Annotated in this window: 26 protein-coding genes and 1 pseudogene; 13 read left to right on the top strand and 14 right to left on the bottom strand. The window is 45.0% G+C overall.

Annotated features, from left to right (window positions below; translation table 11 throughout):
- Positions 1–266: 266 nt before the first annotated feature.
- Positions 267–1,193 (bottom strand): WYL domain-containing protein, encoded by a 927-nt coding sequence (locus tag PG900_RS06965; protein WP_270831153.1) that lies wholly within the window; start codon positions 1,191–1,193, stop codon positions 267–269.
- Positions 1,194–1,579: 386 nt separating this feature from the next.
- Between PG900_RS06965 and PG900_RS06960 the strand changes: the two genes are divergently transcribed.
- Positions 1,580–2,272 carry an ADP-ribosylglycohydrolase gene (locus PG900_RS06960; protein ID WP_270831152.1) on the top strand — a complete coding sequence of 231 codons (693 nt, stop codon included), beginning with the start codon at positions 1,580–1,582 and terminating at the stop codon, positions 2,270–2,272.
- On the opposite strand, the gene PG900_RS06955 is transcribed toward PG900_RS06960, so the two are convergent.
- From PG900_RS06955 to PG900_RS06930, 6 genes are all read right to left on the bottom strand, one after another.
- On the bottom strand, positions 2,269–2,925 hold the full coding sequence (locus PG900_RS06955; RefSeq protein WP_270831151.1) for a HEPN domain-containing protein: 657 nt from the start codon (positions 2,923–2,925) through the stop codon (positions 2,269–2,271). The two genes, PG900_RS06960 and PG900_RS06955, sit on opposite strands and share 4 nt — an antisense overlap.
- Before the next feature lie 714 nt (positions 2,926–3,639).
- Positions 3,640–4,326 (bottom strand): OmpA/MotB family protein, encoded by a 687-nt coding sequence (locus PG900_RS06950; RefSeq protein WP_069785385.1) that lies wholly within the window; start codon positions 4,324–4,326, stop codon positions 3,640–3,642.
- Positions 4,327–4,341: 15 nt separating this feature from the next.
- Positions 4,342–6,279: a hypothetical protein gene (locus PG900_RS06945; protein ID WP_270831150.1), complete on the bottom strand. Its 1,938-nt coding sequence runs from the start codon at positions 6,277–6,279 to the stop codon at positions 4,342–4,344.
- Entirely contained in the window at positions 6,276–7,589 is a 1,314-nt protein-coding gene (locus PG900_RS06940) for a hypothetical protein (protein ID WP_270831149.1), read from the bottom strand. Before PG900_RS06940 ends, PG900_RS06945 begins: the two co-directional genes overlap by 4 nt.
- Before the next feature lie 30 nt (positions 7,590–7,619).
- The gene (locus PG900_RS06935) at positions 7,620–8,540 is read right to left on the bottom strand and encodes an ATP-binding protein (protein WP_270831148.1); all 921 of its coding nucleotides are present in this window, start codon (positions 8,538–8,540) and stop codon (positions 7,620–7,622) included.
- An 848-nt stretch (positions 8,541–9,388) separates the two neighbouring features.
- Positions 9,389–9,670, bottom strand: coding sequence for a hypothetical protein (locus PG900_RS06930; protein ID WP_270831147.1), 282 nt, complete (start codon positions 9,668–9,670; stop codon positions 9,389–9,391).
- A gap of 273 nt (positions 9,671–9,943) precedes the next feature.
- Here PG900_RS06930 and PG900_RS06925 point away from each other — a divergent pair, with 273 nt between their 5' ends.
- The 5 genes from PG900_RS06925 (at position 9,944) to PG900_RS06905 (ending at position 13,720) form a co-directional block, all read left to right on the top strand.
- Positions 9,944–10,351: an H-NS family histone-like protein gene (locus tag PG900_RS06925; protein WP_270831146.1), complete on the top strand. Its 408-nt coding sequence runs from the start codon at positions 9,944–9,946 to the stop codon at positions 10,349–10,351.
- A gap of 140 nt (positions 10,352–10,491) precedes the next feature.
- Entirely contained in the window at positions 10,492–10,791 is a 300-nt protein-coding gene (locus PG900_RS06920; protein WP_185227618.1) for a hypothetical protein, read from the top strand.
- Between the two features lie 433 nt (positions 10,792–11,224).
- Positions 11,225–11,641, top strand: a complete 417-nt coding sequence (locus PG900_RS06915) for a hypothetical protein (RefSeq protein WP_134697309.1) — start codon at positions 11,225–11,227, stop codon at positions 11,639–11,641.
- An 89-nt stretch (positions 11,642–11,730) separates the two neighbouring features.
- Complete coding sequence (locus PG900_RS06910; protein WP_270831145.1) at positions 11,731–12,987, top strand: relaxase/mobilization nuclease domain-containing protein; 1,257 nt, start codon at positions 11,731–11,733, stop codon at positions 12,985–12,987.
- Between the two features lie 22 nt (positions 12,988–13,009).
- Positions 13,010–13,720: a hypothetical protein gene (locus PG900_RS06905; RefSeq protein ID WP_270831144.1), complete on the top strand. Its 711-nt coding sequence runs from the start codon at positions 13,010–13,012 to the stop codon at positions 13,718–13,720.
- Positions 13,721–13,807: 87 nt separating this feature from the next.
- Here PG900_RS06905 and PG900_RS06900 read toward each other — a convergent pair whose 3' ends face one another.
- The 7 genes and pseudogenes from PG900_RS06900 to umuD form a co-directional block, all read right to left on the bottom strand.
- Positions 13,808–14,500 carry a hypothetical protein gene (locus PG900_RS06900; RefSeq protein WP_270831143.1) on the bottom strand — a complete coding sequence of 231 codons (693 nt, stop codon included), beginning with the start codon at positions 14,498–14,500 and terminating at the stop codon, positions 13,808–13,810.
- Between the two features lie 270 nt (positions 14,501–14,770).
- Entirely contained in the window at positions 14,771–15,070 is a 300-nt protein-coding gene (locus tag PG900_RS06895) for a cyclic-phosphate processing receiver domain-containing protein (protein ID WP_270831142.1), read from the bottom strand.
- A complete protein-coding gene (locus PG900_RS06890) occupies positions 15,067–15,852 on the bottom strand; it encodes an SIR2 family NAD-dependent protein deacylase (protein ID WP_236358729.1) in 786 nt (261 codons plus the stop codon). The genes PG900_RS06895 and PG900_RS06890 overlap by 4 nt, the downstream gene beginning before the upstream one ends.
- Before the next feature lie 130 nt (positions 15,853–15,982).
- Positions 15,983–16,468 carry a hypothetical protein gene (locus PG900_RS06885; RefSeq protein ID WP_270831141.1) on the bottom strand — a complete coding sequence of 162 codons (486 nt, stop codon included), beginning with the start codon at positions 16,466–16,468 and terminating at the stop codon, positions 15,983–15,985.
- Positions 16,469–16,594: 126 nt separating this feature from the next.
- Positions 16,595–17,029 carry a hypothetical protein gene (locus PG900_RS06880; RefSeq protein WP_270831140.1) on the bottom strand — a complete coding sequence of 145 codons (435 nt, stop codon included), beginning with the start codon at positions 17,027–17,029 and terminating at the stop codon, positions 16,595–16,597.
- A gap of 142 nt (positions 17,030–17,171) precedes the next feature.
- A pseudogene (umuC, locus tag PG900_RS06875) lies at positions 17,172–18,443 on the bottom strand (translesion error-prone DNA polymerase V subunit UmuC).
- Between the two features lie 3 nt (positions 18,444–18,446).
- A complete protein-coding gene (umuD, locus tag PG900_RS06870) occupies positions 18,447–18,869 on the bottom strand; it encodes a translesion error-prone DNA polymerase V autoproteolytic subunit (protein ID WP_139474409.1) in 423 nt (140 codons plus the stop codon).
- Between the two features lie 105 nt (positions 18,870–18,974).
- Here umuD and vapB point away from each other — a divergent pair, with 105 nt between their 5' ends.
- The 7 genes from vapB (at position 18,975) to PG900_RS06835 (ending at position 26,588) form a co-directional block, all read left to right on the top strand.
- Entirely contained in the window at positions 18,975–19,229 is a 255-nt protein-coding gene (vapB, locus tag PG900_RS06865; protein WP_307773673.1) for a type II toxin-antitoxin system VapB family antitoxin, read from the top strand.
- A 708-nt stretch (positions 19,230–19,937) separates the two neighbouring features.
- Entirely contained in the window at positions 19,938–20,237 is a 300-nt protein-coding gene (locus tag PG900_RS06860; RefSeq protein ID WP_111901665.1) for a hypothetical protein, read from the top strand.
- 5 nt (positions 20,238–20,242) lie between these two features.
- On the top strand, positions 20,243–21,004 hold the full coding sequence (locus PG900_RS06855) for a hypothetical protein (protein WP_270831139.1): 762 nt from the start codon (positions 20,243–20,245) through the stop codon (positions 21,002–21,004).
- A gap of 110 nt (positions 21,005–21,114) precedes the next feature.
- On the top strand, positions 21,115–23,067 hold the full coding sequence (locus tag PG900_RS06850) for a tetratricopeptide repeat protein (RefSeq protein WP_270831138.1): 1,953 nt from the start codon (positions 21,115–21,117) through the stop codon (positions 23,065–23,067).
- A gap of 722 nt (positions 23,068–23,789) precedes the next feature.
- Complete coding sequence (locus tag PG900_RS06845; protein WP_270831137.1) at positions 23,790–24,458, top strand: type I restriction-modification system subunit M; 669 nt, start codon at positions 23,790–23,792, stop codon at positions 24,456–24,458.
- A gap of 7 nt (positions 24,459–24,465) precedes the next feature.
- Positions 24,466–25,416, top strand: a complete 951-nt coding sequence (locus tag PG900_RS06840; protein WP_270831136.1) for an HsdM family class I SAM-dependent methyltransferase — start codon at positions 24,466–24,468, stop codon at positions 25,414–25,416.
- Entirely contained in the window at positions 25,413–26,588 is a 1,176-nt protein-coding gene (locus PG900_RS06835; protein ID WP_270831135.1) for a restriction endonuclease subunit S, read from the top strand. The genes PG900_RS06840 and PG900_RS06835 overlap by 4 nt, the downstream gene beginning before the upstream one ends.
- Positions 26,589–26,706 lie beyond the last annotated feature (118 nt).

Here is a 26,706-nt window from a genome sequence, read left to right as displayed (position 1 = left end):
TGCGTTGTTCCATTTCTCACTACCGATAATGGTGTGAGATTGATGTGGTGATAGGTATATGGTCGCGGAATCAGGTATTGCTGTTGAATCTTGAAGCTATCGATGAATTGTTACTGTTGGATCACAGAAGTGGGGCGGTGAAAACAGTCAGTAAAACAATGTCAGCCAAGCTGAGCTGACTGACATTAGGTTATCGTATAGCTCTTTTCTTTGTTAACGACATAGACAGTGGAAACTCCACCTTGTCCTAGAACTTGGTGGCGATTTTAGTTGACCACGAGATTGATCAAATCCGCATTCTTGAGCTTGAAGGTACAGCCTTGCTCAATTAGCTCCTCCCGGTTGGCCAGTACCAGCGGGTAGAGCAGGGGATGTTGTTGGTGTTCACCGCTATAGCTCACTTGCATCCGCTCTAATGCGTAATGGACCAAGGGGATCCGTTGACTGATCAACAGCTGGTTCCCAGTCATGGCATAGTCTCTGGCAATGATGGCCTGCTGTCCCTCGCTGAGGCCTGGGTTGGGAACGACTACAGCGGTCACTTGGGTGTTCCACTCCAGATCTTGATCCCGGCCGTGAGGGGAGGCATCCAGCAGATCCGGTTCGCCCCGAAAACGACTCATCACAAAGTCCAGATATTCCCCCTTCTTCTCGCAGTAGGCGCGTACGTGCCAGCGGATCCCGTCATAGACCAGAGTGTGGGGCACGATATTACGGCCACTCTGCTCCTCTGAACTGAGGGATACGTAGTCGACATCGACCCGCAACTGGCCACGGGCCGCCTGCACCAAACCGCGCACAATCCTGGGGTCGATATGGCGGTTTGGCACATCCAGGATCTCGATATGGCCGTAGCGCAGATCCATCAGCGGCAGTGTCAACAGGCCCGCTTCATGTTGTCGCTGGTGCTGCTTTTCACGGTGTAGCAGCATCAAGTACTCATCCACTTTTCCCTCACTAAAGCGCGGGAAAAAGTGCTCTGTGGGTTTGTATCCCTTCAGGCTTCTGTCATAGACCAACCCTTCCGGTGAGTAGTGTGTCAGGTAGTGGTTGATATCCCGTGACGCCTGTTGGCGACCGATATTGAAGGCGGTCATCAAATGATTGGTGGTCAGCCGTCCTTCCCACTGCAACACGATTTCCAGCAGACGAAAACGCAGGGTTTGATCCCAGGTGAGCTCTTTGGGTGCCATACGTGCTCCAAAATGCGACATGTTTATGTAACCAGTATCGGCATGAGTATACAGGCTACATATAATGAGTCCATATAAAGCGGTGTCAGGGGAGTAGGTCATGCATGGCAAGCTGGTTATCACCTGCCAATTCCAAGTCTTTTGCCATTGGGAGGGAATGGCGTCACAGCCAACGGCACCTTGCTCATATCTAGCAACTCCAATTATTACCAAAGCGACAAGTGGCTAATTTAGAGCACACAGTGCTAGGTGGGCTGCAAGCAGGGGTGATCTGATACCCAAAAATGCAAATGCCAGCATTGCCACTACCAGACCTGCCGGAGGGGGCGATCGTTACCGTCAGCAACAGCATTACTCATTTCAAACGCCATCGTTACTGAGGTTCTATGAATTCAACGCTGATATTGGGTCAGGCGGCAATGCCACTGATCAAGGGGATCTGTTGCCTGTTGCCGGCCAAGCACGTCGGCGAACTTGTAGCCGTGATTGCAGAAGAACAGAACAGGTATGATGCTGTGTTATTAAAGGAAACCGGGGGATCGCTTCCTTGTACTGAGTTGCGCAGATTAGTACGTTTGGCTTTGCATATTGATCGGTATCGGTTGGATCGTACTGTTCTGCCCATCTATCAAGGGCGGGAGCAACTAATGTCAGGCGCAGCTGCATTACTGGATGACGATACTACTCTTGCATGTGGTGATGCTATGCGGTTATTGGCATTGTTACTCGACAAGCTGTTGAGGGGAAGCCGTGGTAGTGCACAGGCCAAGTTTGACGGACTCACCCTTAGTGCTATGGAGCAGAGAGCACTGGCCGCCAAGTCCCCCAACACCGGCGCTGTGATGAGGGGGAGCTGGCGCCGAAAATCACGTAATCAACTTGGCCGAAGTAATTGGCTCGATGTGGTCGAAGCTGCGCTCTGGTGTTTCTGGCATAGCGACACATTGCGAGATGGAGAAGCCCTGCTTGGTGTGTTACTAGGCGCAGATATCCGGATTTGCATTGTCTATGGCATGTTGGCGGGAGCCTTTTACCTAGCTGATCAAGATGAGATCCATAACCCCTTAGTGACGAATTAACCTGTCATTTCCACCACCGGATAACAGGCATCCCCCCACAGGGTATCGGGATGGGCCATCATCAACTCGATGATCACCGGCACCAGTTTACCGAGCAGGTTGGCGCAATCCTTCAGTTGTTTGCGATTGACCGAACTGTTCCAGGTCGCACCGCCATGGATCAACTGGTTGCGCAAGGTATAGAGGCGATTAAACACCACACCCAGCAACTGCGGGGTATTGCTGCTGGCGAGCGCAAGGGTCGCCATCTTCTTGCCCTGTGCCAGCCGATCTTTCCACTGGGCTTCACTAATCTTGCCGCTGTGATAATCCCAGAAGCTTTGCAGCACAAAAGGGGTGTCCAGCAGCATGCGGATACTGCCCGAGAACTCCTGCCAGACCAGTTGCTCGATCTGCTTGTGCTCATCCAGTTCGCACAGTTTCTCCAGAAAGCCTTTGAAGGTCTCCTGTTCGGAGAGGCGACGATCGTCATCGATTTCAGTGGCATAAGCCGCATTGAACGCAATCCAGAGAAAGATAAAGCGGCCATCTTCATCTTCGGCCATTTCAGCGCGTTGCAGCCAGCTTAAGGCACGATGAACTCGCAGGTTGAGGTTGCTGGGAGAGTGTTCACGCAGCGTCCGGTGACGGGTTTTCAACTGTTCAAAATTCAACGATGATCTCCTTCTCAATCAGATGAATAGCCAGCTTCTGTAACCATGCCCCCTGCACACGGAATTACTGCGACCTCAACAGGCTTGTTACGAACTGGCTGGAATAGCAAAGGGTAATAACAGCGGTTACTTTCGGAGGACATCCTTCAGCTTAGCGATGGCCAGCTCCACCATTGTGGCCGACGATTTTTCCAGTGGGGCATGGTGGCACTCGGGACAGGCCTCAAACCAGGTATGGCCACGCACCATAACGTCGCTCTTGGGAGCAACCGTCTTGTGCCAGCCGCAGTGGGGGCAATGAAAGGTAAATGGATGTGGTGGTACAGGCATGACGTTCCCCAAGAAAGTTCCATTTGGCTTAGCCTACCATTGTTAGATATTGATGGGCGCAGCATCGATCACAGACTTTCTGCCATATCTGCATTCGGCTGAAAATACTACATGTGCAAAACACCAGTATCGAAGCTCCACGCCAGGCTCGGTATAGTTGTGAACCAACTCAGCTTCGCGAGCTGCAAGTTCAGTGGCAAACCCGGGGCGACTTATGATGCCAAGTTGGGTTGAGCGTCGAACAGTGCTGTTCTCAAGGTACAGAGCTGTAAGCCTTCTGAGGGGTTATCGTCGGGCTTATATATTCGCACCTTCTCTATGGAAGGTGCGAACAGATCACTTGGCATGTATATGCCGCTAATATTGAACAAATGACTAGGTTAATTAGATGGAGGGGCTGTTCTTATCATCTAAGGTTTCAACCAGAAACCTCACTTCCACTCTGCGATTTCTAGGGTCCGCAGGGTCGATGTTGCTGAGGGGTCTTGAGTCGCCGTAACCGGCCACAACAATCCGCTTAGCCGAGGTATCATCAAGCTCACCAATAATGGCTTTCCTCACCTCCCTGGCTCTTGCCGCTGACAACGTAAAATTGTCGTCATAGACGGTGCAAAATCGCTGGAAGTCCGTCACGGGCCGGTTGACGGGTAGATTATCGGTGTACCCCTCCACAAAGATCTGAGCTTTGGGATTTTCCCTCAAAAAACTCACCAATTTTGCCTGCACAGAGCCGACAGCGGTTTTTACCTCATCATGCAAACACGCGCTCCCTCGCTCAAACACACTGTCCGCCAGGGTCAGACGATTAGACTTAGAATCCAGCACCATCAGGCTTGATGTGCCTTCGTCGTTCATCATTGCCTTGAGGGCTTGCTTGAGCTGCGCCGTTGGGTCCTTCCTTTGACTGCGCTCCAGTTCTGCCTCCTCTGCCGCTTTCGCCAACTCCTGTTGGTAATGCAGTTCACTGACACTCTTTTGCAGAACGGCGACCACCAGTAGCAGCATAACGACAGCAGTGACTCCTGCCATCAAGTCAGAGATGGCGATCCATTCACTTGGTTTATCCTTCATGGTCGTGCCTTCTCGTTAGTTGGCCATCTCTGGGGCTGCCTCATGACTAGTCGCGACATGGATATCGTTCCGCAGTTCTTTCAGCACATGCAGCATTGCATGAGTGTTATCTGACACAGTTGCAATTATTTGCGTGTTGGATGCAGCTTTACCGGTGTTGTCTGCCAACAAATGTATGGGCTCCAGGTCAGTTCGCAACTCATTCAATGAGGACAAGATGGCCTTGAATTGAGGTAATACATCATCGAGTTGTTTAAGAGGTTTGAGATTGCCCGGCAATTGCTTTAGATTTGTCTCAATATGTTGCAGCAGTGTCGCAATAGTGTCGAACTGTTCCGGGGTGTCCGTGAGATGTCTCAGTGGTTCAAAAGTGCTTGGTAATTGCACCAGACTTGTCACCACACCTTCAAGATTACTATTGGATTTATCGATAGCCTTCCCAACTGCCGCCATATTTCTGTTGGAAGAAGAAATGGAGTCTAGGCCTTCTGATATTTTGTTTGCCAGCTCCTGAACCGTGCTGATAGTCTCCACAATCCCCTCATTCAAAGTATCGGTAGATGAGGTGAACGCAATCGATGCAGCCTTTTGAATATTCAAGGCCTCGGTAATGGATCCTTGGACGTTGGCCATCGTCACTTTAACATCCTGCGACAGTTGGCCGAGGGCTGCGGAGATCTCTTTTGTCGCCTCGCCAAGTTGCTGGCTGCCTCGCTCTAGTGTTTCAGACGCTTGAATGCTCATGTTTGTGATTGCAGCACCTAAATCATGACGCACGTTATCCAAGACATCTGTAAACTGGGTCTTAAAGAGACCAACAGCATCGACCAATTCCACAGATGCGTCGCCAACCTTGTCTGCACCCACCGCCATCTTATCAGCCGCATCGGCCATGTTGTTGACGATGACCTCGGTGCTTTGGGTGAAGTGATTCATGGATTCCATGGTATCAGCCGTGTTGGATTTAATACACTGCAAGTACTCACAAAGTATCGATGTCTGAGAATCAACGGAATTAGCTTGCTTAGCACACTGTTCGTTATAGTCGGCCCGATACTCAGCAAAATTTTTGTCAATTGCTTGCAGCTCATTTTTCATGACATTTATGTTATCCAAAGCACAGTTCTGGATACCTTGCAGATACTTACCAAGCATCAATGTTTGAGCATCTATGGCTTTATTTACTGAGGAGCCAATATCCTGGTTACAGGATTTTAACTCCACAATGTGCGTATTGACTAATTTCAGTTCCCTTTCATACGTCACATAATTATTATTATTTTTTTCAAGCAGTAGGGCCATATTCTTAGTAAGAGCGTCCGCGACACCATTAGTGATGTGTTGCATCTGATCAAATAACTGTTGCTGCTTGCGTTCCTCAGTATCAAAACAGTGTTGCTTACGCTGGTTTATCTGCTTTTTCACTTTATTGATCACCCAAGCGAGCCGCTTCTCATCAAAACGGGTCAACTCTGACGTGATTTTGAGGAGCACGAAACCACAGATCCCCCACGTAGACGTCTTGAACTTTGTTCCCAAGCCTTGGAGCAGACCAAGCAGATCATGCATGCTACTGGCTGCACTACTGGCATTCATGGCATCCGGCTGGCCCAGAATGTTTGAGGCATGATTAAGCGCCATACCAAGTCCGAGAAAGGTGCCCAACAGGCCCACAACCAACAGCATGCCTGGCATGATATCAGCCACTTTTTCCGGGGCAGTGGCCACCGCATGCCACAGGTCGGTTACGGAACCATGCTCGATATCCAGATCGTCGCTGTCATCATCTGGGGTTCCCTTGTTCCATTTCTTTTCCCATGACGATGGCTTTGCCACTAACTGGGTACTGATGATGGTCGATGAGATCATCAGCAGCAAAATGCACATAAAAGCAACTTGAATGGGATCAGCAAAATCAGGCAAAAGGAAGTCGACAATTTCCTGAGTTATCATGCTGTTACCTCCAGCACTTTCTCCATCCGTATATCAGCTTCCTTCTTGTAAATATTGGCGTAATCGGTAATTAACTCTTGTTCTTCAGGATTCAAATCCTTGAATGCAATGTCTTCTTGAGCGCAACGCATCAGGATCATGCCGACGGTTGCTCCCTCCTCGATGAGATAACTCCGGTCTTCAGCTTCAATCTCTTCGGATGTTTTTTCGAGCAGTTGCAGGAATCCTTCTATCGCACCCACGTAGCGTTCAATGTCTCTGCGCTTGATTGCAATAGCCTCCATTTGGCCTTTGGCGATGGGAACCTCTTTTTGCAATCGTGCCAACTCGAGCTCTTCATCTTTGGAAAGATCACCCTCCAAATTTTTGTTCAGAGTGAGGCGCTTAAGTACAACAGTATCCTTTGCAAACTGGCGATTGAGATTATTCCATTGCGCCGACAAGTCTTTGGCGATAAGGGCCCAGGAGGCAACCATCTCCTCAAAAACAAAGGGCATTAATGTAGTTCTGTATTTCTCCACCAGTATCCGATCAAGCCGCATAGCTGCATCAATGCTCAACTCTGGGTCTGCCTTGACCAAGTTGGCGGCGATACGCACCAGGAAAAGATCGTCCATACTTAAATCATCAATGGATTTGGCATGGATGAACATTTTCTCTGACAAGTTCAATAATTTTTGAGTTGCCCGCAGCCGCAAGAAGTGCTCAAAGTTCGCTGGCTCACCAGCCAGTGCTCTGACCAATTCTGCCTTGGCGACTTTAAAATCGTTTATTGCGGATGCCAACTCGCATGTCTCTCGCTCAGGACCGTCACCCACTTCACGCTCGACAGTACGGAATGTCTCCTGATGTTTCTTAGCTGTGGCCAATTCCTCATCAGTCAGTTCCTCATCTAGTTCAGTCGTATTGTCCTGTTGTGATCCATGCGCTTTTTGCCGCGATGCATGCCAGCGTTTAGCGAGATCAATGGCCCATTTGATGGCTGCATCGATCTTTTTTGCAATAGGTGAGTTTTCAAATGCGAAAAGAGCAGTTATCCCTTTATCTAATGCCAAAAGGGCTGTCTTAAGCCAGGGATAGGGTGCTGCATTTGCTGCTGCTTTTATGAATGCTTGGGCTTTTGCCACATAAGGTTTAACGGTTTGCCATACGTTTTTGACAGTTGAAACAAATCCTTCGGCTTTTTCTGCCATCCAGCCGATAGCTTTTCCCGCCACCTCTTTAGCTTTGTTAAATACAGCGCTGGCAGTACGAGTGATCGAGCTTCCAACCGAACTGCAAAAATTGCCAACTCTACTCCAGAATCCCATATTTTTTCCTTAAGTTATATTGAGATATTATTAATTGTCCAGACCAAGCATCTTTATGGCCGGTTTAACTGATTCATCAGAGCCGTGATATGTATGTTGTTGATGTTTTCCAACATTCCGTTGGGCAACATGGACATCCTGGATAGCGGACGATAAATGCTCCCATGACACCTTAGGTTCGGCATCGCCGGCCATTAGAGCTTTAGGAAATGCTGTACGCAGTACATTTCGAATTTCGCGCCCTGAGAGGCCGTGGGATTCTTCGGCACAGCGTTTGACAAGGGTATCCCGGTCTTCTGCTAACGGAACACCCGGTACCAGCAATCGCTGCCACAGTTGTTTGCGGCAATCGAGGTCTGGGAGTTGGAATTCAATGTGATAGCGAATACGACTGACAAACGCATGGTCATAGTTTTTGGCAAAATTGGTGGCAAAGATGGCCACGCCATCGAAGCGTTCTAACTCCATCAGCAGAGTAGAACGCATGGCATTGATTTCGTTGTCGATGCCTTGGGTTACCGAAGAAAGCCGAGCACCTAACAAGGTATCAGCTTCATCAAAGAAGAGCACTGCTGATTCGGTACGAGCAGTCTCGAAAGCGGCAGCGATGTTCTTTGCTGTGTCTCCAACGTATTTGCTTTCTAGCTCCGCGATGCCAATATGTATGAATTCACGTCCTAGCGTTCCAGCCAACGCCTCTGCGGCAAGTGTCTTTCCCGTCCCTGGGGGACCATAAAGGTTGAGCACCATGTTTCGCCCCATCGGGTCAACGGCACCGAAACCCCAGTCATGGTAGATGGTTGTGTGAAACTTCATTGCACCAATCGCTTCATCTAACTTACGTCTTGTCAGGGATGTCAAAATCACATCCTTATCAAGGGTCAGTCGTGGTTTACGGATTTGGAATAATGATGCCGGGGATTGACTGTGTTGAGTGGGTGATTCATTCATGTGAGTCAAAGCGCCCTCAATAAGAAATGTTAAAACGAGCAACTGTAGGATCGTGCACTCACGCCAAAACAGCTCATTTATTACTCGCTGGATTAAATGCAGTTTGTTTCTGGTCGAACTGGACCCTCGATGAGGGAGACAGAAACCAAACTGCTCTGAGTCATCAGGATGCCTATCTCAAGATAACCACTTGTTGATGATCTCGAAAACAAGATTCCAGTTGCGCAAATATACAGTTAAACAATGGCATCCTGAATAGGTGTATAAATTCACATGTCACATTTTCAGGCAGAAGTTGGCTCAACTTCCAGTTTTTACCGAGCCCGCTCCCTCTTGATGTTGATTTGCCTCACACTCGGCGCTGACTGCTACATTTCTGACCAATATCACAAGTAGGTGCAGAGTTGCTTATGATGGGCTTCTTTTGAGTTCTTATTCGTGTTTGCTGAGACTCTGCCGCCAGCAGTTGCTCCAGTAGTTATGGGGTTGCGTTATTCATTTTCACACTAGCGATAATGGAGAGCATCTCGTCGGCTGAACACAGAACCCTCTCGTTGTCAGCCGACAATGGCTTCCGCTGAACCGTCAGCATTCCATTTCACGATATCGATAACTGTGTGCTAGGCCGAGCTAGGTGGTAGGTGTTGAACTCGATACACTGTCAGCTATTTCATTTCATGCTACCGATAACGGTTGAGGTGATCCGCATCCGGCTGCTGGGTGTCTCGTTGTCAGCTGATAACAGTGTCCAGGTGATGGCCTGAGTTCTATTTCACACTACTGATAATGGAGTTGAGATCGACTTGGTGTTACAGCTGTGTCTCTCGGCAGGCCAGATAATACGTGGCCTACAACTCTCTAGCGGGCCGTCCATGCACTTTAATGCCGATATCTAGCAACAACAGCTCCCACTGCCGTGTATCGCGAAAAGCCATTTCACGAGCCTGTTCGATGCTATGGGCAGAATAGGCTCGGAGCAATTTGTCTGATGTCGTCGAAAACAACCGTTCAAAAAAAGCTAGATCTTTCGCTGCCATAACCTGTGAGCGCAGTGTTGTTAGATGCTCGTTATCCATTTGTGAATGCCGAACTGCATCATCAATCAATGCATCACAAACCTCATATGCCATCTCATGGGACCTCCCATGAGTACTGAGGGCAACGATTAGTAGAATGAGTTGAGTCATCACAAGATCTCTGCCAGCATGAATAAACAAGTCTAGCAGTAACTAATGGAACCTGTGGGGTCTGAGCTCAAGTTAGGGTCGGCGTTGAGCGGTTACCCATAGCTTCCCTATGTGGCTATATAAGGATCAATTATTTTGATGATAAATATTGGCACCAAACTACAGCTAGGTGATAATGCTAGGCGATAAACAAATAACTTTTTAGGCGTGATATCCATGAACGATTTTATCAAAACACTGTTGAATATTCGTAGTCTCCGGGCTGCTCTGCGTGAACTACCATTCGAACAGTTGGTCGAGATTAAGGCCAAATTTGATGAGGTGTTTACAGAGCGTGAGGCTGCTGAGCTCCGATATCAGGAGGAAAATGCCGAGCGTCTGCGTAAGCTCGAGGAATTCAGCGAGATGCTGAAAAACGCAGGGATTGACCCCAGCGAACTGGTTGGTAGTGCAGCTCCGTCGAAAGCTGAAGGAAAGGAAAAGACCAAGCGTGCGCCGCGTCCCGCAAAGTACAAGTATCACGAAGATGGCCAGGAAAAAACCTGGACTGGTCAGGGCCGTATGCCGAAAGCCATCGCTGAGGGCGTTGCTAGCGGAAAGTCCTTAGAGGATTATCTGATCTAATCCACAATTATAGTGGTATTGAAAGCAGCCGTAAGGCTGCTTTTTTATTCATTCGACTATAATAAATTTTGTTTAGGGTGGCATGAGAAATTTTTGTTCATGCTATCCGTCCATTACTCTACATGTATAGCGAGTTTTCGATGAAAATAATGACCACAAAAGAGGTTGAGGTTATAGCTGATATTCAGTGTGACGTATGCCATAAAAGCACAACCCCACATATGAACCCAAATTTGTATAATCCTCAGTTTGGAGCCCTGACTGCAAAATGGGGTTATGGTTCGAAACATGATGGTACGGCATATGAGGTGCATCTATGTGAGGAGTGCTTTTTTACTGTGCTGAGTCAGATAAAAAATATGCGTAGAAATGATCATGCGGGTTATGTTGATGATCAATCATTTGGGAAGCTTTTATCTCATAGCCTTGAGCTTATATGACATCATTGGTTCGGCTATATCTATAAAAGGTATGTCTGTCATAGGATGAGAGCATACCTTTTTATATGACTTTAATCAGCCAATGTCATAGTTTTAATTTCACGGAAGAAAATCAAATTCACCATGTAAGTCTAGTTAATTTCATATTTTAAATATTAACTTTCGCCAATGCCATAGATAACGTTAGTTGTTAAGTTAATAATTTATCTCAAAAAATTGTTGATATTATATTTAGTGTTTGCAATACTATAATTAGAGTGAGCATTAAATATCACCGAATAATTTAGCTCACTTCTGAATGTGACTTCGTATAAATTTATTGTATATTTGTTGAAAAAACGCTAAACCAGCTATTTTTTAATGTCTATTAAATAGGTTGGTTTGAAAAATAAAACGCATAACACTACTAATAATTATTATAAAGGTGCACGCAATGAACATAAAACCACGCTCAGGTAGACCCCAAAAATCAGCTGACGAAAAACGCAGCTTAATACTCCGAATCTCATTTAATGCTGCTGAGCAACGTGTTTTAACTAAGCATAGTAAAACCTATGGCATTCCCAAAAAATCTAGCCTGATTCGGTTTTTGGCTCTCAGGGAACCAGACAGTAATATCTCACCAGATTTTTCATATGATGATCGTGTGAGATTGCTCGAGGGGGTATACAATATATCATCGAATTTAAATCAAATCATTTTGTTGATTAGACAAGCTGAAGTCGGTAGTGACGTTTATAAATTTATTACTGACAGTAGTGATAACTCTCCAGTGATGCAGGCTTTCTCATCTATAAATTCTCTGTTTATAGGAATTGAAAAAGCTCTGATTGGAGTGAAGTTGAAATGAATTTTGAAAAACACAGGTTCGGCCAAAACTTCCAGTACAGACTGTCTTATATTTACCGAGCTATACATATTGGTAGGAAACGAAAATCCATGCCATCACAGGTTTATCATCTCGGTGGTGGTGTAATTAATAGACCAAATATTACATTGAATGAAAGAGGTGAGGTCTCTGATTATGACATCGGGCCACTACTCATGGAGTTGAATATGCAGGCATCATTGTATGCAGGCACAGGAAACCAACTATGTGCACATTATTCACTATCATTAAGCCCCGATGAATCATTAACGCCATATCAATGTCTAGTTGCAGCTAGGCTGCTAATGATTGAACTGGGATATGGTAGCGATACTCGGTGGACATCTGTTATACACCGCGATACAAGGTCTCTACATGTACATGTTGTGGCATGTAGAGTAAAACTAGACAGAACCTTAGTTGATGATAGTAATGACTACGCTCGTGGAGTTGGCGCTGCTCGAAAAATTGAAATGGAATTGGGATTGTCGATCTGTAAAAGCCCTGAAAAAAATTTCGGTCATGAGTATAGCATAGTAAATATTAAAAATGACCGTGGTAGAGGGAGCTTTCATGCTATGCATGATCCCGCTTGTATTATCAGGGATGCAATGGACGTGGTTTTTAAAAAACAGCCGAACAACATGACTGAATTTGTCACTGGGTTGCGTGAGCATAATGTAATGGTCAGGGTGAGGAGAGCAGATAATCACGAGCCAAAAGGTATTTGTTATAGTGTAGACGGTAAGAAATGGATATCAGGGTCTAAGGTTAAGAGATTGCGGGCTACTTGGTTTAATCTGCTCGAGCAGGGCATTGAATATTCACCTCGTCGAGATGATTTAAATTTTCAATTAGGTGAATCAAATCAGTTAAGCGAGCTTAAGGTTATACTATTTACTGCATTGATTCGTTGCACTAAAAAACAATATGCCAAGATGAAAAAATCAGTGCCGTCATTTGTGGATAAAAAAACATTCGGCACATCGTCACTTTCTTTCCGACTTCTAAGACTGGATTTTGTTTTGCTATCAATCGAAGAGCCGTCAAATAGTTTTATATCAAATGCTCGAGCACTGTTGGAAGGCGTTTTGGCTACAATTTTTAGGAAAGGGCTGGAGAGCGTTCATGTAGGATCAAACGCATTGATTCCTGATGGATATGTCCAAGATATTAACTCAGAAAAAGATACTATTGATAAGCCAAACATGTTTTTCTTAGATAGAGACAAACTTAAGAATGAAATTTTGAAGAACAATGAATGGATTGCTGATTGGTATGGGGATCCCATATCACACGAACAAACCAAAGAAAAAAACATAAAATAACAATAATAATGAGAGGTGTGGCATGGCTAACATGAGGTTGAATGCAAATCTTAGAACAGTATCATTTAGCAAAACCGTAAGTGTACTGGAAGATCTAGAGCTCAGTTCAGGTAAATGTGTTCGTAGGTATAGGGCTGTAAATGTTCACCTAGGTACAGTTGATGTAAATTCTGATTTTTCTCTTATAAAAGAGTTAACCGAGGCTGACGCAAAAAATGCAAAGCTTTGGGTCCAGGAGCAGCAACGACTGGTCCAGTATGCCTATATGGAAAATATGAGGCGTGGGTTCCTTGGTGGTTCTCCTGTGATTAAGCGTAGTAAAGGCGACGATGAGCAGTATAGTGATTGCTATGGTTTTATACCGGGTCGGAAAGTCGGTGAGTTTATTGGTGTGATTATTGATGCTATTCCTATGGTTGAGGAATGTAGCGTAGAGAAGGATGAGTATGAAAGAGAGTATGAGAAAGTGGAGCGTTTTCGTAAGAAAGGATGTCTATCTGAGATACTTGATCTGCTATTATATGCCCTGAAAGAAAGTAATGAAAAACTACCTTTTTCAGAAAAAGAGAAATGTGACCTATACTGTACTGAGAGAGTTCTTTTTTACTTTTGCACTGAAGGTATGAATGTTAAACAAAGTAAGTTAGAAAGAGCCTCTCGAGATAAAGCTAAAGGTAAATATAAAGTTTTGTTACGAGCAAAAAACTTACATATTCGAAAAAAATTATTATAGATATGACACCGGTTTGACCGGTGTCATTTTTGGCTTCGATTCTCTAATGAAGCAAGTCGTCATATAAGAGCTTTAGAGATCTCACGCTTAATTATATTCATTGCAGGTTGACATGCTGGACGACATAAATATTTTGTATGTTGACAAATGGGGGAGGCGTACAAGCAAGGAAACTTGATCCCCCCTTTCGTAACGCTGAATTTGGTATCTGACTCTCCCCCAGCCAATCTGTTCATTGATTTTATCAACCATCTGGAAACCATGCTTGGTTAAATGGCCATCTAGTTCATCAAATACGATTTTCGAAATCGCGATATAGAGTTTACAGTGGACCTGTTTTATACGCTCATCCCATATTTGACGTGCATGTTCAAGCCACTCACCCTTTCCTTTTAATGAATGCCAATTTCGTGAGCGGGCAGGAATATAGTTTGTCATCAGAGAGCCATCCATGAGCTGCGTGTATGATACACCCAGTTCATCGCCAATCATTGTATATAAGTGTTTCATCTGCTGTTGTAGTGGAGCGTTTCCTTTCTTACAGCCCTTCCATCGTTCGTTGTAATATGCGCATTCTGACTCTACTGAAACTGCATTGGTATCACATGGTCCACCACCTGGATTTATACCAAAGAATGCGACAGGATACTGAGGGGATAGCATATTCTCATACCTACAGAAAAGCAGGTCCCACCCCATATCATTCTTTAAGATATCATATTTGTTTTGGATGAACGCAAACAGACTCTCTTTACACAAGAAATTGATATCCGTACTCATACATTGTCCATTATATCGTCAAAGTGGAAGTTAGATTGTCATTCTGAATTAAATAAAAGTCAACAAGATAGCGTTTTTACCATTTATATTTTAAAAGGAAAGGTTCATAACTCGTACTTATCGATTTTAGAATCCTTTTTATTTTCCAGGGGATGATTTTTAACAGTTGAGAGACTATTGCAGATATCAGAACTTTCCCAAGAACCAGAGAAATTTATACATAGTGACATGATTTACTATCTCTGGAGTTTAGCCACAGCTCTGGACTTGTCATGTTGAATTCCCTAAAAAGCTATTTATGGCCATAATGCGCAGTTCCATTTTTCTTCTTGCGGAGACATTTGCTGAGTGAATATGAATTTGGGGCGGGATGAAGTTATTTGTCATTACCTCATTTTCTATCCAGAGAATAACGTCGTAGCCGGTTCCTCTATCATCATCACCGAGGTCATGATCAAGACTAATTTCAGTCACCATCTCTGTTTTTAGCCATGCAATCGCCTCCTCCGGCCAAAAGACACGAACCCACCCTACCGGAGTTTTTCTTTCATCATCCAGATATAACTTCATGCCATTTTTTCTAGGTTCAGTTCCAATACGTGAGCAATCCCGCGATTGGCCCCATCAACAATCAACTCACCGGGAAACGGTAGTCTGGATGACAAACCAAGATCGGGATCGATGTAGTAGACACATGCGCCAGGGTTGATGTTTTGTAACAGAGAGCTCGCAGGCTCAACAAGCAAACTGGTGCCGACAACTACTACGGTATCAGCCTCGCAGAGCCAGCGACGAGCTTGTTGATATTCATAAATCTTTTCACCAAACAGCACGATATCTGGACGCAATTGTGAGCCAGTGGATGGGCTGCGATCACCGACCTTCACATCTTCATGCCAGGGCTGGCGATATTTTTTGCTACGGAAACCTATGGGGACCAAAAACTGGATTGAACCATGCAGATGAAGGACATCACGGCTACCTGCTCTCTCATGTAAGTCATCAATATTTTGGGTTATGACCCTAACAGTACATTTCTGTTGTAGCAGGGCTATCAGATAATGCGCTTGTGAGGGGGCGGCTTCTAACATGGTTTGACGCCGTTTGTTGTGAAAGTCCAAGAAGCCAGCCAGATCCGTACTCATGCTACTAGCGTGGGAATAGCGCCAGTTCTTATGATTACGCCAAATACCTTCACTTCTAAACGTGGGCACACCGCTTTCCGCTGACAAACCCGCCCCGGTAAAGAAGAGGATTGTGGGATGGTAGTGTTGGCCCGTTATCGCGGCTTGTACTTTTTTTTCTCTATGACGGCGCTGATGTCTACGTGCTCGGGAAGATATTGGTTGCATACGACCACCTTTCGGTATGGCACGAGTGGCCCACCCGATTGATTTGTTTCTGAACCTGGGGGGTTGGGGTCACACCTCATTGCTATGTTTCTGCTCACCTCATCGAGGTAAGAATGAGGAGGAGCGGCAGTTACCAGTTGAGATCAAACAAGCTGCGACTAATGGATGTAATTGCACTAGCAGACCTGGCACTTGGTTTACTGATGGGCTCGCTATGCATGAAAAACCAGTAGCGGTACTCCTGAGCAAAATGGTCACTTGCCTGCAAAACCGGTTCCCGGTAATCGCGTCTTATGCGCTCCGTTATGACCCGCTGTTCATCCAAATGCAGATCTTTGAGGCCAAAGCCATGTTGTCGGACACACCAGTCGAAAACACACAAAGCGGTTAACTGGTTGTATCGCCTAAACGGTCGGATTGAACTAATCAGATAAAACAGTTCAGCCCCTCTGGCAAAGATACAGGGATAGGCCTCCTCCCTGATTTGGTTTCGCTGCACGCGCATGATGGTCCAGTCCAGGATTTGAACCATACCCTGGGTGGTCATGGAGGGGGGTTGATCAATGGCACGACTGACGAAACGATGGATTTGCAGGACTTTTCTTGTGGAAATCATGGTTGCTTACTCACACATTATTTAGCGCAAAGCACACTCGTGTAAGGAAGGTTTAGAAGCCTTTACTCAGCAAAAATTTAGGAAGTGGACATTGGAAGGCGGGACACAGAGTCATTAACTGTATCCCTACAAATTGGTCTCAACGTGCTCAATTAGCTTTAATGGGTCTCCGCCTAATTCAATATATACTTTCTCTAGTGCACGCCCTTGTTCTTCAGTGAGATGGTCAGACTGTAAAGCGTTCTCCAAAAGTTTTAAACGCTCTTTTCGCATTTCTTTCCGGTCAATTTTGGCCCAAATGGCCATGTTGTCTGTGTGACGACCTTCACGTTTTTGCAGAGCCATTAATTCACGTTTAAGTCTGCCAAGCTCAATGCGCTGATAAGCTGATAAACTAGCATCAACCAACCCAGCCTCTACCAAGGCTAACAAATTTACAGTTGTCGCACCTGTCCGCTTTATTTCCTGTAGCCTGTATAGATATTCACTTTGATGCTCTTTTTTATATGCTTTTTGTTCATTGTCTGTGATGGAGTCAGTCCATTGGTTCAGTGGTTGCATAACAAATCCAATTTGTTAGAAAGTTTTAATTTTATCGTGCATAAAGTTTATAAATTAAACATATGGACAATAAAGTCAATGCTGTTATGCATGATTTTGTTAGATGTGGGAAATACAAATGTCTAAGTGAAATTTCTGGTTATCACTTTGCAATAGGTAATTCATCCAATGCGGTTGTATAGCGGGGACTGAGTCTTTCACGCTTCATCATCCAATCACTGTTGTCTCTCCCACAAGATCCAAAATGAATTTTTCCTAATCATCCCTGGTTGATTCGGTCGATCATCTGCATTAGGTCCTGACTGCGGGGCTTATGTTGATGATGGTCGAACAAATCTCCCTGCTGGCTGCCGATAGGAGTGAAGTCGGCTAGCATCACGCCCCCTTTTTGGTAGCGGTGCCCATCCCGCCAGATATGAGAGAGCAGTGAGTGGATCACTCCCAGCAGCTCCCTGGTATCGTTTGTAGGCACAGCCAGCGTGGTGCTCACTTGGTTGCCGTAGTAGGGCTCTTTGTCATTGAAGGGACTGGTACGAATGAATAGGGTGACATGGCGACAGCATATTCCTTCTGCCCGGAGTTTTTCAGCTGCACGTTCCATATATCCTGCGAGTGCTTGATGCATGGAATTCATGTGTGTGATCCGTTCACCGAATGATCGGGAGCAGATGATCTGCTGTTTGGCTTGTGTGTCCTGCTCCAGGCTGGCGCATGGGTAGCCGCGTAGCTCTAGCACGGTTCGCTCAACAACGACCCCATAACGATGCCGTAGGTTTTTACCATCGACAGCGACTAGGTCCGCCACACTATTGATCCCGTGCGCTTCGAGCCTGGTGGTCAGTTTTCTACCTATTCCCCATATTTCCCCGACCGGAGTGATAGCCATCAAACGCGCTCGACGTGCCTCATCACGCAAATCAACCACTCCACCAGTCGCAGGCCACTTCTTCGCGGCGTAGTTTGCCAGTTTGGCGAGTGTTTTGGTTGGCCCGATCCCAACGCCGACTGTGAGTCCAGTCCATTGCTGTATTCGTTCACGGATCTGACGACCATATGCTGTTAGGTCTCCCGCCCATGATTCGTTCAGTTCAACAAACGCCTCATCAACACTGTACACCTCGACAGTTGGCACCATGCCTTCCAGCGTGGTCATTACGCGCTGTGACATATCACCATAGAGGGCGTAGTTGCTCGAGAACCAAACACCGCCTACGGCCTCGAAGAACTGACGGGTCTGGAAGTAGGGAATACCCATCTTGATGCCAAGCGCCTTGGCTTCTGCCGAGCGAGCCACAACGCAGCCGTCGTTGTTCGATAGCACCACGATCGGGCGCCCCTTGAGGTCTGGCCTAAACAGGCGCTCGCAGGACGCATAGAAGTTGTTCACATCGACGAGAGCAATGGCGTTGGGCATGGTTTACCCCAGTTTGGTCTTGTGGAGCACATAGGTTACGACGCCAAAAATTTCTAGTTCCTGCCCGTCCAATAGATGGATGGGCTGGAAATCCGGATTGGCGGGTAGCAGGGCAGGGAACGGGCGTTCTTGCAGCTGTTTGACAGTGAATTCTCCATCAAGGCAGGCTAGAACGATAGCGCCGTGGCGGGCCTTGAGCGCCCTATCTACGATCAAAAGATCCCCGTCATTGATGCCCTTTTCCACCATGCTGTGGCCACTGGCCCTGACATAGTAGGTTGCTGCGGGGTGCTCAATGCAGATCTGGTTCAGATCTATGGTGTGCTCTATATAGTCCTGTGCTGGGCTAGGAAAGCCGCAAACCACAGGGGACAGAAAAAGTGGCAGCTCTAGAGCGTCCGGGGTTGGATGTGGGATGGCGAACATGGTGGCTCACTAGTTACTGTTTTTATATACAGTGTAGCCGTATTGCATAACGTGTGCATCCGGTGTCAGTTGACATACCGGGCCCATTAGCTATGTTCGGTTCACATGGTATCTGGCTTCATAGGACGCGTGATGGAATCAACAGTTTTTAAGTGTGGTCGTGGCCAGGGGGTTTACCTGCCCGAGGCAGTGGCTCTGCCAGATGAGGTCACGCATGTTGAGATCGTCGTGGTTGGTCGTACTCGCATAATCACACCTGTAGGTGAGTCCTGGGATAGGTGGTTTGATGAGCCTGGTATGAGCGCCGACGTCATGGCCGAACGTGAGCAGCCAACTGCCCAGGAGCGAGAGAAACTCTGAGGTCCAGCAGGGTAACTGAGTTGCGTAGCTGAGAGGGATTGTTTTTATATTTATAGATAAAGCGTATCCCTCTCACCTGAAAAGGTGAATAGCTATGGCTATCATTCTCGCGTAGCGAGGATTGTTCATAGATCTGTCGGTACTCGCTCCCCAGGCAGGATAGCTCAGTAGCCATTTTTTCTAGGTTGCACCACTGGTCGTGGTGCATGTGATCCAGTTATCTACCCGTGGTTTCCATTGGACCATTCGTTGAAGGTGTTTTGGAGGCACTAGAGCTGAGGTGCACAGCTGAGAGGGATTGTTTTTATATATATAGATAAAGCGCACCCCTCTCACCTAACAGGTAACGATGTGGCTACATCATTCTCGCATAGCGAGGATTGTCCATAGATCTTTCGGCGCTGGCTCTCCCAGGTAGACAGGATAGCTCGATAGCAATTTTCAATGTTGCACCACTGGCGTGGTGCATCTGATCCAGTTATCTATCTGGCCAAGTATTCCACCAGGAACTTGTCAAATGGGGTATTCCACTTGTTGTAATCCCCGGACTACCTGGCACATGTCGAGCACCATCATGGCTGTGTCCCTGCATAGGAGCAACCTCAACACTGGCTGACGAAAACTGTACTAGCATCTTTCGTTTCCATTTCATAAGGTCTTATAGCCGTAGCTCCACAACAAAGACCTATCTGTATCATGGAAGTAACAATGGAAAGAATTTCACTGCATTCGTTAATTCAGAGAACTATGTGTATGTTGGGGTTCTCATTAGAAAGTATGGCTGATCGGGTATCAGCACTAATCTGGCTTGGTGATAATATCGGTGAACAATGGCCATATTATATTGATGACTCAACAATAGGGTTTAACGATTGGAAATTCATACGCGATGCTGACTCAGGAGAAATCGTATTTAGTAATATGCAAGTTCCTGCTATTAGTAAACATGAGCTGGTAGAAGTCTTTCAGGATGATTTTTCTGCAAACAATAATACAACTATGGAATAGTTGATATGAATGTATACCTCAAAAATGATTCATTGGAAATGGAACCACTAGCAGATGAAGAGCGGATAGGGGCAGCTCGAGATCCATTGACTACGCCTGAGCAGTTAAACAAGCTATCCATGGACGATGATTCATGTGTTCGTTACTACGTCGCTGGAAATCCTGCAACTCCTATTGAGGCCATTACTCGACTAGCTCATGATGATGACGAGGATGTGAGTGAATTAGCTATCAGTAGTGCTGTCATTCAACCTGGCACTCTCAGCGAATTATCGAATCATACTAATGTTGTACAAAGAGCTGCCGTATCTAGAAATCCGTTAACTCCCATAATAGTGCTCATTTCATTATCCACAGATGCTGATAGACATGTCCGTGCAAATGTGGCTCGTAATCCCATAACCCCCTTATCCGTATTAAACGTGTTATCTCTGGATGAAGCAGAAGATGTCCGTGTCGGTATTGCTGGTAATCCGAAGGTTTCTCAAGCGTTATTGATACAATTGCTTGAGCGGACAAACCACGATGATATAAGAGTTTTGGCTGCGGCAGCCGGTAATCGAGCCTTGCCATCAAGGATGTTGATTCAATTTGTTTCTGATGACCGTCCTTTAATCCGTATGTCAGCGGCGAGTAATCCGCTACTAAAACCTGAACAGATGAACGAGTTACTTTTTGATAGTGATGAGTATGTGCGCAAGGCTTTGATGCGAAACCCTGCCTTGCCAGGTTCATTAAGCATGTGTTGCGTGGATGATCTGGTATAAATCTACGATAAGTGTTACAGAGCTCATACTTATGCTGAAATGTAATTAAAGAATATTCTGAAGATGATAGATTGAGATCAAGTTGACTAAATGGATACGTGGAGGTTGTCATGACATATAGGGAATACACTGGCGATGATGCTGCACATGATATGATAAATAAAGAACAGTTCATGAAGCAGAAATATCAAGAGGCAGTTTCTTACGAATTTGGGATCGGCGTAGATGCTGACTATCTAAAAGCGATTGAAATATATGAGATCACGGCGTCACGCGGCCATCCTCAATCAAATTTAAAACTTGGTATGTGCTATTTTCATGGGTATGGAGTGACTCAAAATATAAATAAAGCAATTAAGAATTTTAGGAAAGCAGGGGAGAGTGGGTGTGCCCTGTCCTGCTTTACACTAGGATGGATTTATGATGAAGGGATTTTAATATCTAAGGATGATGATAAAGCCGAATACTGGTATACAAAATCAGCTGAAAATGGTAATAGCAATGCACAGTATAATTTATCTCAGCTGTGTTTGAAAATAAGTGAAAAAACGGCCAAGAAAAGCTATGAAAAAAAGTCAATTGAATGGCTTGAGTTGGCAGTGAAAAATGGCCATCCACTGGCCCAATTGAAAATGGGCATTCATTTAGTCAATAAAAATGAAGGGCCAGAGGTTGATGTACATGCAAATCAGCTATTTACACTCTCAGCCGAACAGGGAAATATTGATGCGTTATATCAATTAGGGTTAATGCATCTAAAAAGCTACAAAAAAAATAATGTTGAGCATGACATCAATATGGCATTTGAGTTTTTAAATAAAGCAAAAGATGCCGGACATATCCAGGCACAAGTAAAAATTGGAGACATGTGCTGTTGGCTGGAATACGACCTTGATAATACTCAGTTTGAAAAAAATAAGATTGGTGGACGTGAATATGAAATTGGGCCAGGTTGGGGGCATTATCTCGAAGCAGCAAAAAAAGGCAATATGGAAGCTAAATATAAGGCCGGCATCATACTGTTAAATGAAGATGCGAGCTGTAGCGATGGATTAGAGATGCTAGCATCTGCTGCATATGGAAACTATCCTGCCGCGAAATATTTACTATCTGTGAAAGAGATTTGTGATCTTTGGCCATTGCTGAATGACCATGAAAATTTTGAATTGTATAAAGATATATTTTTTAATGATATTGAAGATATAAGAAGTCAGCTTGATTATGCGTCTAAGCATGGAATAAAAAATGCCAATCTGCAATTGGCAAAATTGTATTGGAGTTGCTACCGGGCTGGTAAAATAGACATTGAACTTTGTGAGATATCTAGCCTGCTGTATTCTTGGGTTAGCGACTATACGTTATTGAAGTACACAGAAGTTCCTTATTGCACTTATTTAGATGACATATCTTTAGATGAGCTTATTTCGCTTGCTAAATCAGGTGATAGCAAGGCTCAATTTGTACTGGGGACTCACTATGCACAAGGGCGCATAGTTTCTCAAGATCTTGAAAAAACTGAATTTTGGTATAGCCAATGTCTTGGTTCGGGAGAACCAGAAATGTTATGTCGTCTAGCTTATATCTATCACAACGGTGATGGGGTAAATGCAGACCTAAATAAATGCATGGAAATTATTAACGCCTATAGCAATAGTTATTTATCAAGTTCTTATAACGATGATATAAATTACCGTCGAGGTTGTATCGCGTTATATAATGATAAGGATCCGGATAATGCAATCAAGCTTTTTGAGTTGGCTTCATCCAATGGTCGTTTACATTTAGGTGCGGCATTTAAACTTGCACAAATATACTTAAAGGATAACGAGAGGCATGAGGAAGGTATTCATATATTACTTTCAATTTTAAACGGTGGCGTGGGGCAACCTGGTGAGTGTAGTGTACTTGCTCTTGTTGAAGTTTATTTAGATAACAAAATGAAAGGCATTCGTGAAGATATAAATGAAAATCTCATTGCGCCAGCTTTAGATGATGTGCTCGGTCATTATTCTATGAGCTTTGAAAGTGCAGTTAATCACGCGCTAAAATTTGATATCATATAAATCCTCGAATCCATATTTATTGATTTATTAAGTGGGTGCCATATTAAATACCCACTTAATAACTCTACCATCTCTTAGTGTATAACTAGGATGAAGCATTTCAGTGTGGGCGAAGTGTTATTTTTAAATGCTAATATCAGACTTACTAACTTGTATAATCTTCAGGGGACTCCAGCCGAACGGAATGTGATGTCGCCCATAGAAGCCTTGAATCGGTTTCATAGAAGGTCTGGGATATGTTGAGCACTGTGGTCGACGAATGATACCCACGTTCGAGAGTTACCGATAGGCCACTTTCACCATGAAGAAATACTTGCTGATAGAGCGATAGTTCGGCGTACACAGTTTCACGTGCATTAAGATGTGTGGGGGCGGGGGGGGGGGAAATGGATCCTTTGCTCCTTGCGGAATCTGATGAGAAATTACCCATGAGCAACATGAAGCTGTAAAGGGTCTGGCCGGTGTAGAGCTGCCAGAGGCCAATGATAGCAATGTGAGAACAGGGGGCATCACAGTGGTCTCAACTTAGAAGGTGATAGAAAGACAGTTAATCAGAAACCCGTTAATACCTTAGTATGACGGGTCGTAACCATGATACTGATTTGAAGAAGATAGGGCTCTATACGAGCCACATCCGTTTGAGCAGTAACATATCCCCCATGGTAAAGTGGCTCCATTGTGAGAGTTTGCTCTCTATCCTTTTGGTACAAAGAGATTTTTTCATGTTAACAGGCAAAATACGCAATCAAATCGACCAAGTGTGGACCATGTTCTGGACTGGCGGGGTTACCAATCCCATCTCGGTCATTGAGCAAATCTCTTATCTGCTGTTTATTCGCCGCTTAGACGAGCTGCAACGCACTGCCGAGCGTCGCGCACAAGCCACCGGCATTGCTGTGGCTAACCCAACCTTTGGCGCTCATGAGCAAGCGCTGCGCTGGAGTAATTTTAAAGATAAAGACCCCGACGTGATGATGGAAATCGTGCGTGACAAGGTGTTTCCCAAAATCAAAACCTTGCACCATGAAGGCAGCTTTGCAGAACACATGAAAGACGCCATCTTCATTATCCCTTCCGCCAAGTTGCTGTCACAAGTGGTCGATTTGCTCAACGCCATCAACATGGACGACAAAGATACCAAGGGTGACTTGTACGAATATCTGCTTAGCAAATTGCAGCAGTCGGGTGTCAACGGTCAGTTCCGAACGCCACACCATATTATTCAAATGATGGTTGAGCTTATGGAACCAAAACTGGGGGATACCATCTGTGATCCAGCGTCAGGTACATGCGGATTTTTGATGGCAGCGCTAGAATACGTTGAAAAGCACTATAAGCAAGAAGTCAACAAGCCCGAAAACCGCAAGCATTTTAATATTTTAATATTTTAATAATGCAATGTTCACCGGTTTTGACTTTGACAAAAGTATGCTGCGCATAGGCGCGATGAACATGTTGTTACATGGTATTGAAAACCCTAGTGTCTTCTATCGTGATAGCTTACAAGACCAAGGCGATGCCAATATTCGCGAGGCCTACAGCCTGATCTTGGCCAACCCACCGTTTAAAGGCTCGGTGGACTTCGACATCGTAGCCCCCGATCTATTGCGTGCCTTGGGTAAAAACCCTGCTGCCAAAAAAGTTGCGCCAAAGTATAAAACCGAAATCGATGAAAATGGTAATGAGATCCAGGTTGAAGTGAAAACCAAAGGGCCTACCGAAAAGTCTGAACTGCTGTTTTTAGCGTTGATTTTACGCATGCTCAAAGTCGGTGGCCGCGCCGCTGTGATCGTGCCAGACGGAGTATTGTTTGGCTCAACCAAGTCCCATAAAAGTATTCGCGAAAAAATCGTTAATGAGCAAAAGCTAGAGGCCGTTATTTCTCTGCCATCCGGGGTCTTTAAACCTTACGCTGGCGTTAGCACTGCGATTTTAATCTTTACCAAAACCAACTCCGGTGGCACGGACAAGGTGTGGTATTACGACATGCAGGCCGATGGTTTTTCCCTGGATGATAAGCGAACCCGGTTGGCAAAAGCGGGTGAACAACCAACTCATGAACAAAGTAACATTGCCGATATCATTACCCGCTTTACCAGCTTGACCCACCCCGATGGGACCCCTTACCTCGGCAGCCCGGAATACAAGCGCAGCCGGACCGACCAAAGCTTTATGGTGCCTGTTGCCGATATTATTGCCAGTCAGTACGATTTAAGTCTCAATAAATATAAAAAAGTGGTGTACGAAGACGTGCAGTACGACTCGCCAAAAATAATTTTAGCGCGAATTAAAACCCTGCAAGAGAAGATGACAAAGGGTGTAAGTGAGCTAGAAGGGTTACTGAAATGAGTTGGAATGTAGTCAAGCTATCAACCGTTTGCAACATTGATATGGGGTCAGCACCAAAAGGCTCAACATATGTTGAGCTTGGTGAAGGTGTGCCATTAATTGCAGGGGCTGCGGATTATGGTGAGGTATTTCCACAACCTAAAAAATCAACTTTAGATCCCACAAAGTTATGTGAAAAAGGCGATATTATATTATGTGTCCGTGCCACAATAGGGGACTTGAATTGGGCTGACAAAACGTATTGTTTAGGTCGAGGTGTTGCTGGATTGAGAGCTCATGATGAGAAACTTGATGCTAAATATTTATGGTACTTCATCCGTTCAATAGAAAATGAATTGTATCTGAACTCTACAGGCTCTACTTTTCCTCAGATAAATAAAAAGGTTATAGAGTCAATTCAAATACCACTACCACAACTCGAAACCCAAAAGAAAATAGCTGCGGTATTAGAGAAAGCTGACCAACTTCGCAAAGACTGCCTGCAAATGGAGCAAGATCTTAACAGTCTCGCCCAATCAGTGTTTATTGAGATGTTTGGCGATCCTATTACCAATCCAAAAGGGTTGGAGTTAAAATGTATTTCTTATGTGGCAAATGTCATTACTGGTAATACGCCATCACGAGCTAAATCTGAATATTATGGTTCTGATATAGAATGGATTAAATCTGGGAATATTAATACGCCTTCAGATTACCTTACTATGGCAGAAGAGTACTTATCAGAAAAAGGGAAGGCTGTTGGAAGAACTGTTGGTGCAGGTTCAGTCTTGATGACTTGCATTGCAGGTAGTCCTGAATGTATAGGGAATATAGCGATTACAGATCGTAATGTTGCATTTAATCAGCAAATCAATGCGTTGGTCCCCAAAAAAAATATTCTAAACACCGAATTTTTATATGTTCTTTTGAAGGTTGGGAAGAAAATTATTCAAGCAGCCTCAACTAACTCCATGAAAGGAATGATAAGTAAAAGTAAGCTTGAGGCGATTCGATTACCATTTCCTAACTATATAAAGCAGTGTGAGTTTTCTGACATTTATTGCAAGTTACAAAAAATAGTAAAAGAGCAAGAACAGCAAGTATTTGAAACTGAACTGATGTTTAATGCTCTCATGCAAAAAACCTTTAACGGCGAACATGACCTTAATACGTTAAAAAACAATCAGATGTAAAAGGAAGTTACATGTCAGATACGGTCACAAAGCTAGCAACAGCTAGCACATCAAGCGTGGCGCTCGGTAGCAGCAACTTTACCTTTATCCGCACCACACTTGCTGGACAAGGCGGTGC

Source organism: Aeromonas sp. QDB03 (assembly GCF_027707985.1).
Taxonomy (GTDB): domain Bacteria; phylum Pseudomonadota; class Gammaproteobacteria; order Enterobacterales; family Aeromonadaceae; genus Aeromonas; species Aeromonas hydrophila.
Note: the sequence above shows the minus strand (reverse complement) of the source record. Positions and strands in the feature narration are given on the sequence as shown.

Bases quoted from the DNA above. Each gene is read 5' to 3' on its own strand.
- PG900_RS06950 (WP_069785385.1), bottom strand. From the start codon at position 4,326: ATGAAGGATAAACCAAGTGAATGGATCGCCATCTCTGACTTGATGGCA.
- PG900_RS06850 (WP_270831138.1), top strand. From the start codon at position 21,115: ATGACATATAGGGAATACACTGGCGATGATGCTGCACATGATATGATA.
- PG900_RS06960 (WP_270831152.1), top strand. From the start codon at position 1,580: ATGAATTCAACGCTGATATTGGGTCAGGCGGCAATGCCACTGATCAAG.
- vapB (WP_307773673.1), top strand. From the start codon at position 18,975: ATGGTATCTGGCTTCATAGGACGCGTGATGGAATCAACAGTTTTTAAG.
- PG900_RS06930 (WP_270831147.1), bottom strand. From the start codon at position 9,670: ATGGCATATGAGGTTTGTGATGCATTGATTGATGATGCAGTTCGGCAT.
- PG900_RS06855 (WP_270831139.1), top strand. From the start codon at position 20,243: ATGAATGTATACCTCAAAAATGATTCATTGGAAATGGAACCACTAGCA.
- PG900_RS06845 (WP_270831137.1), top strand. From the start codon at position 23,790: ATGTTAACAGGCAAAATACGCAATCAAATCGACCAAGTGTGGACCATG.
- umuD (WP_139474409.1), bottom strand. From the start codon at position 18,869: ATGTTCGCCATCCCACATCCAACCCCGGACGCTCTAGAGCTGCCACTT.
- PG900_RS06920 (WP_185227618.1), top strand. From the start codon at position 10,492: ATGAAAATAATGACCACAAAAGAGGTTGAGGTTATAGCTGATATTCAG.
- PG900_RS06885 (WP_270831141.1), bottom strand. From the start codon at position 16,468: ATGATTTCCACAAGAAAAGTCCTGCAAATCCATCGTTTCGTCAGTCGT.
- PG900_RS06840 (WP_270831136.1), top strand. From the start codon at position 24,466: ATGTTCACCGGTTTTGACTTTGACAAAAGTATGCTGCGCATAGGCGCG.
- PG900_RS06910 (WP_270831145.1), top strand. From the start codon at position 11,731: ATGCCATCACAGGTTTATCATCTCGGTGGTGGTGTAATTAATAGACCA.
- PG900_RS06905 (WP_270831144.1), top strand. From the start codon at position 13,010: ATGGCTAACATGAGGTTGAATGCAAATCTTAGAACAGTATCATTTAGC.
- PG900_RS06895 (WP_270831142.1), bottom strand. From the start codon at position 15,070: ATGAAGTTATATCTGGATGATGAAAGAAAAACTCCGGTAGGGTGGGTT.
- PG900_RS06900 (WP_270831143.1), bottom strand. From the start codon at position 14,500: ATGAGTACGGATATCAATTTCTTGTGTAAAGAGAGTCTGTTTGCGTTC.
- PG900_RS06835 (WP_270831135.1), top strand. From the start codon at position 25,413: ATGAGTTGGAATGTAGTCAAGCTATCAACCGTTTGCAACATTGATATG.
- PG900_RS06890 (WP_236358729.1), bottom strand. From the start codon at position 15,852: ATGCAACCAATATCTTCCCGAGCACGTAGACATCAGCGCCGTCATAGA.
- PG900_RS06915 (WP_134697309.1), top strand. From the start codon at position 11,225: ATGAACATAAAACCACGCTCAGGTAGACCCCAAAAATCAGCTGACGAA.
- PG900_RS06945 (WP_270831150.1), bottom strand. From the start codon at position 6,279: ATGATAACTCAGGAAATTGTCGACTTCCTTTTGCCTGATTTTGCTGAT.
- PG900_RS06880 (WP_270831140.1), bottom strand. From the start codon at position 17,029: ATGCAACCACTGAACCAATGGACTGACTCCATCACAGACAATGAACAA.
- PG900_RS06925 (WP_270831146.1), top strand. From the start codon at position 9,944: ATGAACGATTTTATCAAAACACTGTTGAATATTCGTAGTCTCCGGGCT.
- PG900_RS06965 (WP_270831153.1), bottom strand. From the start codon at position 1,193: ATGGCACCCAAAGAGCTCACCTGGGATCAAACCCTGCGTTTTCGTCTG.
- PG900_RS06860 (WP_111901665.1), top strand. From the start codon at position 19,938: ATGGAAAGAATTTCACTGCATTCGTTAATTCAGAGAACTATGTGTATG.
- PG900_RS06935 (WP_270831148.1), bottom strand. From the start codon at position 8,540: ATGAATGAATCACCCACTCAACACAGTCAATCCCCGGCATCATTATTC.
- PG900_RS06940 (WP_270831149.1), bottom strand. From the start codon at position 7,589: ATGGGATTCTGGAGTAGAGTTGGCAATTTTTGCAGTTCGGTTGGAAGC.